The 8,970-nt window shown below is 72.4% G+C and carries 7 protein-coding genes; 3 read left to right on the top strand and 4 right to left on the bottom strand.

The genetic code is table 11. The features are described 5' to 3' along the window. Positions 1-690: 690 nt before the first annotated feature. Both ACSNOD_RS07365 and ACSNOD_RS07360 read right to left on the bottom strand, forming a co-directional pair. The gene (locus tag ACSNOD_RS07365) at positions 691-1,596 is read right to left on the bottom strand and encodes a DUF4429 domain-containing protein (protein ID WP_436765945.1); all 906 of its coding nucleotides are present in this window, start codon (positions 1,594-1,596) and stop codon (positions 691-693) included. Between the two features lie 66 nt (positions 1,597-1,662). Then, on the bottom strand, positions 1,663-2,904 hold the full coding sequence (locus ACSNOD_RS07360) for an alpha/beta hydrolase (RefSeq protein ID WP_436765944.1): 1,242 nt from the start codon (positions 2,902-2,904) through the stop codon (positions 1,663-1,665). A gap of 298 nt (positions 2,905-3,202) precedes the next feature. Here ACSNOD_RS07360 and ACSNOD_RS07355 point away from each other — a divergent pair, with 298 nt between their 5' ends. Beyond that, positions 3,203-3,613 (top strand): peptidase inhibitor family I36 protein, encoded by a 411-nt coding sequence (locus tag ACSNOD_RS07355; RefSeq protein ID WP_436765949.1) that lies wholly within the window; start codon positions 3,203-3,205, stop codon positions 3,611-3,613. On the opposite strand, the gene ACSNOD_RS07350 is transcribed toward ACSNOD_RS07355, so the two are convergent. Both ACSNOD_RS07350 and aceE read right to left on the bottom strand, forming a co-directional pair. Next, a complete protein-coding gene (locus ACSNOD_RS07350) occupies positions 3,594-4,403 on the bottom strand; it encodes an ion channel (RefSeq protein WP_436765943.1) in 810 nt (269 codons plus the stop codon). The two genes, ACSNOD_RS07355 and ACSNOD_RS07350, sit on opposite strands and share 20 nt — an antisense overlap. Before the next feature lie 72 nt (positions 4,404-4,475). Continuing rightward, the gene (aceE, locus tag ACSNOD_RS07345) at positions 4,476-7,208 is read right to left on the bottom strand and encodes a pyruvate dehydrogenase (acetyl-transferring), homodimeric type (RefSeq protein ID WP_436765942.1); all 2,733 of its coding nucleotides are present in this window, start codon (positions 7,206-7,208) and stop codon (positions 4,476-4,478) included. A gap of 427 nt (positions 7,209-7,635) precedes the next feature. Here aceE and ACSNOD_RS07340 point away from each other — a divergent pair, with 427 nt between their 5' ends. Together ACSNOD_RS07340 and ACSNOD_RS07335 are read left to right on the top strand one after the other, a co-directional pair. Next, positions 7,636-8,082 carry a DUF3052 domain-containing protein gene (locus ACSNOD_RS07340; RefSeq protein ID WP_436765941.1) on the top strand — a complete coding sequence of 149 codons (447 nt, stop codon included), beginning with the start codon at positions 7,636-7,638 and terminating at the stop codon, positions 8,080-8,082. A 210-nt stretch (positions 8,083-8,292) separates the two neighbouring features. After that, the gene (locus ACSNOD_RS07335) at positions 8,293-8,775 is read left to right on the top strand and encodes a peroxiredoxin (RefSeq protein ID WP_436765940.1); all 483 of its coding nucleotides are present in this window, start codon (positions 8,293-8,295) and stop codon (positions 8,773-8,775) included. Positions 8,776-8,970: the final 195 nt, after the last annotated feature.

The following is an 8,970-nucleotide window of genomic DNA, read 5'->3' as shown; positions in this document are numbered from 1 at the left end:
CGCTCTGTCCGTGGGTGGGTCGGTGCCGCGCCGGGGTACCTCCTCGGCGGCGCACGTGCACCTTTGTTCTTCGGCTCCCCCTGGGAGCATGTGCGCCGCGCTGCGGGGGCACCCCGCCACGTCCCCTCGGGCCGGTATTGCGGCGCGCCCGCGGTAGGGGGTGTTCCTAGCTGGTTGCGGCCGTCCCTCGGCTTCCCGTCTGTTTCTTTTTCTCCGGCGTAGCCGGAGCCGTTTGCGCGCAGCGGGTCGCGAGCCATGGACCGGCCAGGCAGTCAGGGAGCGCGTAACCCCCACCCCGCTTTGTGCGCCCGAACCGGCCGGAGGGGACGTAGCGGGGTGCCCCCGCAGCGCGGCGCACGAGACGGCGGGAAAGCCGAAGAAACCACGTGCACGTGCGCCGCCGAGGAGGTACCCCGGTGCGGCACCGACACCCCGCACACCAGGGGCGCAAAGACACCACCCCACCCCCGCCCCGAAGGGGCGGGAAAAAGCCCCGCGCCTTCGGCGCGGGGAGATGGAGTTCGCGCCGAAGGCCGAGGAAAGACCCAGCCCCTTCGGGACGGGAAAGGGGGCTTCGGCCGAAGGCCGGGGCAACCCCGCCCCGGAGGGGCGGGAAAGCGGCGACCGTCACGTCAGGGACGACTCACAACGGGGACGTCGCGCGGACCACCCCGGAGGGGAAACGTCGGGTCAGAGCTCAGCCAGGAGTTCCGCCTTCTTGGACGTGAATTCCGCATCCGTGAGGAACCCCGCCCGGTGCAACTCCCCGAGGTGCCGAATCCGCTCGGCGACCCGCGCCGGGTCCGCCCCGACCGGGGCGGACCCACACGTCGGGCCGCCCTCCACCGCCGCGTCAGCGAAAGGCACGGACCCACCCGCGCGCCGCACCGCCTCCAGGACGGCCGCGGCGAACGGCAGGGACTCGTGGACCATGCCGTAGCCGATGCCGAAGACGACCGCCGCCGGGTCCTTGTCCGGCGGACACGGCGGACACGGCGGGCCCGCCGCCCCGTTCCGGCCGCGCCGCAGCAACCGCAGGTGCCCGCTCATCACCTCGGGCGCGCGCCATTCGACGCCGGTGATCTCCGGGACGGGCACGTGCTGGTCGCCCGCCTTCCACTTGGCGGTGGACGCGCCGGTCCAGAACCAGCGGAAGGAGACGGTGGCGCCGTCGAAGGACGCCTTCCCGTCGTAGGCCTTGAAGTGCAGGGGCGCCGGCGGCGCGGCCACCAGGTGGCGGTCGGCGGGCTGCGCGGCGGCGGGCCCGAGGACGGCGCGCAGCTCGTCGGCGTAGTACTCCGCCAGCGCCTCCCGCTCGGCCGGCAGCACCAGCCGGTACGGGTCGCAGACGTCCTTGAGCTGTCCGGCGGCGGCGTCGATGAGCGGGTCCGCGCCGGGCCGCGGCCGGGCCCGCAGCTCCACCGTGCCCCGCTTGCCGGGCGCGAGCTCCACCGCGGCCAGCGCCTCGTGCGGCACCCGCCGCTCGCCCAGCGCCTGGAGCAGTTTGGGCGTGCGCATCCCCCGTTCGTAGCGGATGAGCACGGAGTCCGAGTCGAACTCCCAGACGGCGTGGGAACCGGCCAGCACATCACCCATGCGGCTCATCGTAGGGGCCGGTCGTCCGTCCGTCCCCCCTCGGGTGCCGCACGCGTGCTACGCGCGTCAAACCTCGTCGGCGCCGTGCAGCCCGGCCCGGCAGCTCTCGCCGCCGCCCGCGCAGCTCACGTCGGAGACCGCGCCGACCCCGATGCGGGCGAAGTTGCGGAGCGCCTCCGTATCGGGCTGGAAGTAGCCGGTGTGGCCGATGGCGCCGGCGGAGGAGAGAACGCGGGCGCCGAACGCGGGGGAGACCGGGTCCGCGCCGTGGCCGAGCTCGCCGATCTCCAGGTGGGGCACGTCCTGAATCCAGTCGTCGGCGTCCCGGGTGGCCCAGATCCGGGCCCGGCCGCCCAGGTCGGCGGCGCGCTCCACACGCATGCCGGGGCTGCCGGCGACCGCGATGTCGGTGACGGACGCGGGCAGCGCGGGCGCGGCGAGCCCGCAGACGACCGAGCCGTAGCTGTGGCAGAAGAGGGAGACGCGTTCGGCGCGGGCGGGCAGCGCCTCGACGAGGGCCCGCAGCCGCTGGGCGCCGTCCTCGGCGAGGTGCCCGAGGGCCGCGTCCATGCCGATGCCGACGGGCGCGGTGTAGTCGGCCCAGGCGATGACGGCCGTACGGGCGCCGGGGGCGGCCTTCCGCTGGGCCTCGTGCAGCGACTGCGCCATGCCGACGGGGGCGGTGTAGCGGCGCGCGGTCCGCTGGAAGGTGAGGAGGTTGGTGTCCACGCCGGGCACCACGACCGAGACCTGGCGGGCGCGGTCCAGATCGCCGAGGACCTCGGCGGCCCGGCCGGGGCCCGTCGGGTCGAAGGCGAGGATCTGGCGGTCGGCGGAGGCCAGCGCGTCGAAGCGGTGCATCCGACGGCCCGCCTCGTGCCGGCCGAGCGGGGTGAGCCGCTCGTCGGTCATCCGCTCGCGCTCCACGGCGCTCGCCCGCCGGAGGGCGATCCGGTTGGCGCGGTAGCGCAGCGTGACCGGGGCGCCGGAGAGATTTCCCACGATCAGGGGGTGGTCCTCGGCCAACCGGGTGCGCTGGGCCGGGGTGAGGGAGTCGAAGAACCGGCCCAGGGCGCGGGGCGCGGCCTCCGGGTCGGGCAGCGCGCGGCCGTCGATCGTGGCGTGCCGCCAGGCGCTGAGCGCTCCGGCCCGGCCCGTGCCGTCCGCCGAGCCGTGCCGTACGGCGGTCCAGCCGCTGGTGGCGAGGAGGACGAGCACCACGGACAGGGCCAGCGCCACGCGCACCGCGCGGGGGCCGCCGATCCATGGCGGGAGGGGGGAGGAGCCGAGCTCAGAAATCGCAGACACTGCCGGACACCCTAGGAGAACCGGAACGCCCTGGGTGCAGAGCGTGACTCAGCTCACGTTTGAGGCCAAGGATCTGCGTCCGCTCCGGGCATGGCGTGCCCGGCGAACGGGTGGCCGGATCACACTCCGTGTCCGCCCCTATCCGGGTGATCCCTCTTGGCACGATCGATCGCGCCCGCCAGGCTGCCGTCACGCCCGCACCCGTGGGCGGAAGGTGACGAGGGGGATCGACATGGGGATCGACACACGGACGCCGTCCGGCCGTCCCGTACGCGAGGGGACCGGGGCGGGCAAGGTCATGAGAGGGGCCGTGGCCCTGGCGGCGGGGCTCGCGCTGGCGGCCGCGTCCGGCGCCCCCGCGAGTGCCTCGGCCGCCCCGGCCGCCGCCCCCGGCGCGCGCGCCGCGGCCGCCCCGGCGGGCGGGGGACTGGGCCCGTGCGCTGCCGGCCGGCTGTGCCTCTGGCAGCGGGCCGACTTCCGGGGCACCCGGTACGTCCATGAGCTGGCCGACACGGACATCGAGAGCTGTGTGCCGCTGCCCGCCGGGGCCTCCGCGGCCTCGCTGGTCAACCGGACGGGCCGGCCGGTGACCACCTATCAGAGTGCCGAGTGCGCGGAGACGGGCGAGTTCGACACCTACCCCGGCGGCGGGACGTGGGTGCCGCGGTCGCCCTACCAGGTGCGGGCCTTCAAGATCTGGGAGAGCTGAGCGGGCCCCCGGGGCCCGGCGGCGGCACCTCGGCCCGGCCCTGGGGGACCGCCGCCGACGGCGAAGGCGCCCGCAGCCGGGCCACCTCCGCCCTGAGCGCCCGCACCTCGGCCGTGAGCGCCGCGATGGCCTCCGTCTGCCGCTGCTCCTGCTCGTCGTCCCGCTCGAAGCGGGAGATGAACCACGCCGCTATGTTCGCGGTCACCACACCGAGCAGCGCGATGCCGGACAGCATCAGCCCGACCGCGAGCACGCGCCCCAGGCCGGTCGTCGGGGCGTGGTCGCCGTAGCCCACGGTGGTCATGGTGGTGAACGACCACCACACCGCGTCCCCGAGGTTGCGGATGTTGCCGTTCGGCGAGTCCCGCTCGACCTCCAGCACGGCCAGCGAGCCGAACATCAGCAGGCCCACCACCGAGCCGGCCACGTACGTGGTCAGCCGCACCTGGGAGGCCATCCGGGCGCGCTGCCCCACCAGCAGCAGCGTCGACACCAGGCGCAGCAGCCGCAGCGGCTGCACCAGCGGCAGCAGGACGGCGAGCAGCGCCATCGGGTGGCCGCGGACGAACGCCCAGCGGTCGGGGGCGAGGGCCAGCCGCACCGCGTAGTCGACGGCGAAGGCGCCCCAGACCAGCCATTCGGTGCCCCAGCACAGGTCCCGGACGAGCGGGGGCGCGTCGGGCGCGACTATGGGGACGGCGTAGGCGAGCGCGAACAGCACGGCGAGCGCCAGGAGGGGCCACTGCGCGGCTCGCTCCCAACGGGCTGCCGTCGCCTCCGGGCTCTTCATGCGCCACATCCTAGGCGGCCCGCGAAAAGGGGCCCGACCCCTTCGTCACGACCTTCCGCGTGAGCGGACGGCTCAGGCGTCGCCGCCCGCCGCGCCCGGGTCCGCCGCCGCCACGTCGAGCAGCTGGTAGCGGTCGATCGCCTGCTTGAGGACCGAGCGGTCGACCTTGCCCTCCTTGGCGAGCTCGGTGAGCACCGCCAGGACGATGGACTGCGCGTCGATGTGGAAGAAGCGACGCGCCGCGCCACGGGTGTCGGCGAAGCCGAACCCGTCCGCGCCCAGCGACTGGTACGAGCCCGGCACCCAGCGCGCGATCTGGTCCGGCACGGCCCGCATCCAGTCGGAGACGGCCACGAACGGACCCTGCGCCCCGTTGAGCTTGCGGGTCACGTACGGGACGCGCTGCTCCTCCTCGGGGTGGAGCAGGTTGTGCTCCTCGACCTCGATCGCGTCGCGGCGCAGCTCGTTCCAGGAGGTCGCCGACCAGACGTCCGCCTTGACGTTCCACTCCTCGGCGAGGATGCGCTGGGCCTCGACGGCCCACGGCACGGCCACGCCGGAGGCGAGGATCTGCGCCGGGATCGCGCCCTGCTCGCCGCTCCTGAAGCGGTACAGACCCTTGAGGATGCCCTCGGCGTCCACGTCCGCCGGCTCGGCCGGGTGCTGGATCGGCTCGTTGTAGACGGTGAGGTAGTAGAAGACGTCCTCGCTGTCCGGGCCGTACATCCGGCGCAGACCGTCCTTGACGATGTGCGCGATCTCGTAGCCGAACGCCGGGTCGTACGCGACGACGGCCGGGTTGGTGGAGGCCAGCAGCTGCGAGTGGCCGTCGGCGTGCTGGAGGCCCTCACCGGTGAGGGTGGTCCGGCCGGCGGTGGCGCCGAGCACGAAGCCGCGCGCCAGCTGGTCGGCCATCTGCCAGAACTGGTCGCCGGTCCGCTGGAAGCCGAACATCGAGTAGAAGACGTACACCGGGATCAGGTGCTCGCCGTGCGTGGCGTAGGCGGAGCCGGCGGCGATCAGCGAGGCGGTGCAGCCCGCCTCGGAGATGCCGTCGTGCAGCATCTGACCGGTCGGGGACTCCTTGTACGCCAGCAGCAGCTCGCGGTCCACGGCCTCGTACTGCTGACCCAGCGGGTTGTAGATCTTCGCGGACGGGAAGAACGCGTCCATGCCGAAGGTGCGGTACTCGTCCGGGGCGATCGGCACGAAGCGCTTGCCGATCTCCTTGTCCCGCATCAGGTCCTTGAGGATGCGGACGAACGCCATGGTGGTGGCGATCGACTGCTGACCGGAGCCCTTCTTCGCGGCGGCGTACGCCTTGTCGTCCGGGAGGTTCAGCGGCTTGGCGCGCACGACGCGGGTCGGCACATAGCCGCCCAGCGCCTTGCGGCGGTCGTGCATGTACTGGATCTCGTCCGAGTCGCGACCGGGGTGGTAGTACGGCGGCAGGCCGGACTCCAGCTCCTTGTCGGCGATCGGCAGGTGCAGCCGGTCCCGGAAGCGCTTGAGGTCGTCGACCGTCAGCTTCTTCATCTGGTGGGTCGCGTTGCGGCCCTCGAAGTTCGGGCCGAGGGTCCAGCCCTTGACCGTCTGCGCCAGGATCACGGTCGGCTGGCCCTTGTGGGCCTTGGCCGCCGCGTAGGCCGCGTAGATCTTCTTGTGGTCGTGGCCACCGCGGCCCAGATGCAGGATCTGGTCGTCGGTCATGTGCTCGACCATCTTGCGCAGCCGGTGGTCGTCACCGAAGAAGTGCTCGCGGATGTACGCGCCGGTCTCGGTGGCGTACGTCTGGAACTGGCCGTCGGGGGTGGTGTTCAGCTTGTTGACCAGCACACCGTCCCGGTCCTGGGCCAGCAGCGGGTCCCAGCTGCGATCCCACACCAGCTTGATCACGTTCCAGCCGGCGCCGCGGAAGACCGACTCCAGCTCCTGGATGACCTTGCCGTTGCCACGCACCGGGCCGTCGAGGCGCTGGAGGTTGCAGTTGACCACGAAGGTGAGGTTGTCCAGACCCTCGCGGGCGGCCAGGGTGAGCTGGCCGAGCGACTCGGGCTCGTCCATCTCGCCGTCGCCGAGGTAGGCCCAGACGTGGGACTTGGAGGTGTCGGCGATGCCGCGCGCCTCCATGTAGCGGTTCATCCGCGCCTGGTAGATCGCGCCGAGGGGGCCGAGGCCCATCGAGACGGTCGGGAACTCCCAGAAGTCCGGCATCAGCCGCGGGTGCGGGTAGCTGGACAGGCCGTACGGCGCCTTCGACTTCTCCTGGCGGAACGCGTCGAGCTGCTGCTCGCTCAGGCGGTCCAGCAGGAACGCGCGCGCGTACACACCCGGGGAGGCGTGGCCCTGGAAGAAGATCTGGTCGCCGCCGTCACCGCCGTCCTTGCCCCGGAAGAAGTGGTTGAAGCCCACGTCGTAGAGCGAGGCCGAGGAGGCGAAGGTGGCGATGTGACCGCCGACCCCGATGCCCGGGCGCTGGGCGCGGGAGACCATGACGGCCGCGTTCCAGCGGGTCGCGTTCAGGATCTTGCGCTCGATCTCCTCGTTGCCGGGGAAGAACGGCTCGTCCTTGGTCGCGATCGTGTTGACGTAGTCCGTGCTGCGCATCTCGGGCACGGCGACGCGCTTCTCGCGCGCGCGCTCGATCAGGCGGAGCATCAGGTAGCGGGCACGCTCACGGCCTCGCTCGTCGACGGCGGCATCGAGCGAGTCGAGCCATTCCCGGGTCTCCTCGGGATCAAAGTCCGGGACCTGACTGGGAAGGCCGCCAATGATGATCGGGTTGCGATCTGATCCGGAAGCCACGCTGTTCCTTCGCTGCTCGGTGGTGCTCTGCTGGTGTCGCGCCGCCTCCCATCGTGTACCTAGGGGGCGGAAACGTCATCTCTACTGGGCGGTAACCACCACTCTGTGAGACGGGACGCTCTACGGGCCCTCGCGGCTTGTAAGCGGCCAAATCGCAACCATACGCCCAGCGCGACGGGCCCAGCGTACGGCCGTTCGGCCCTGAACCCCCACTCGGGCCCCAGTACCTCATGAACCCGGCGCTCCGCTGTGGCGTGAATCACCGACGGGGGCGGCGTGATGTTTGGAGATGAGGCGAGACGTCAACGTTTGGGCGGGAACGGTGGCCGGGTACTTGCGCGATCCGACCGGGCCGTGTGGACTACGCCCAATGCCCCGCGTACGCGCGAGGCGGCAGCACAACCCGAAACATGACAGGAGGCAATCCGTGAGCGCGACCGCGGACCACGCGGAGGAGCGAACCAACCCGGCCGTCCGGCTGGGGTTCGAGCCCGGACAGGTGGTCCAGGAGATCGGCTACGACGATGACGTCGAGCAGGAGCTCCGTGAAGGTATCGAGGCCGTGATCGGCCAGGATCTCGTCGACGAGGACTACGACGACGTGGCCGACGTCGTCCTCCTGTGGTTCCGGGATGACGACGGGGACCTCACGGACGCGCTGGTGGATGCCATCGGCCTGATCGATGAGGGTGGCGAGATCTGGCTGATGACGCCCAAGACCGGGCGGGACGGCTACATCGAGCCGAGCGACATCAACGATGCCGCGCAGACCGCCGGCCTGTCCCAGACCAAGAGCATCAGCGCCGGCAAGGACTGGACGGGCAGCCGCCTCGTCACCCCCACCAAGGGCGGCAGCAAGACCGGCCGCCGCTGAGGCGACCCGTCGTCCGGCCCCTCTCGCCGGCGCCCCCCTCGGGGCGAAGGACACACCCCACTGCCGCGGGCAGCGGCCCACCGCCGCCGCCCGCGGCAGTGGCGTTCTCCGGGGGCGCGCACCGCCCCCGGGGGTCGGATGACAGGATGGGCGCGACCCGTCCGCGCCGGTCGCACCGGCCGGCACTTCCGCCAGAGAGGGAACCGTCACATGACAATCGAGGTCGGCACGAAGGCGGGCGTCGAGGTCGGCGCCGAGGCTCCGGACTTCGAGCTGAAGAACCAGCACGGCGAGACCGTGCGGCTCTCCGACTTCCGCGGCGAGAAGAACGTCGTCCTGCTCTTCTACCCGTTCGCCTTCACCGGCGTCTGCACCGGCGAGCTGTGCGCGCTCCGCGACGAGCTGCCCACCTTCGTCAACGACGACGTGCAGCTCCTCGCCGTCTCCAACGACGCCCCCTTCTCGCTGCGGGTCTTCGCCGAGCAGGAGGGCCTGGAGTACCCGCTGCTGTCGGACTTCTGGCCGCACGGCGAGGTGTCCCGCGCCTACGGCGTCTTCGACGAGGAGAAGGGCTGCGCGCTGCGCGGCACCTTCATCATCGACAAGGAGGGCGTGGTCCGCTGGACCGTCGTCAACGGCCTGCCCGACGCCCGTGACCTGGGCGAGTACGCCAAGGCCCTCGCCGCTCTCTGACGCCGCGCCCCGGCCGGCGTTCGAGCGGCGCCGGCGCCCGGGGCGATCGACGCCCGGGCCCGGGGCACCCGGGCCCGGGACCAAGGTCCGGGCCGAACGTCCCGAGACACCCTCCTCGGGCAAGAGCCTGTGGCCCGGGGGAACCCGTCACTAGGATCGCTTCGTTGATCCGATGCCATGCACGACCGGGGGCGC

Origin of the sequence: Streptomyces sp. URMC 123, assembly GCF_051386515.1 — a bacterium.
In the GTDB taxonomy this organism is placed as follows: Bacteria; Actinomycetota; Actinomycetes; order Streptomycetales; family Streptomycetaceae; genus Streptomyces.
Note: the sequence above shows the minus strand (reverse complement) of the source record. Positions and strands in the feature narration are given on the sequence as shown.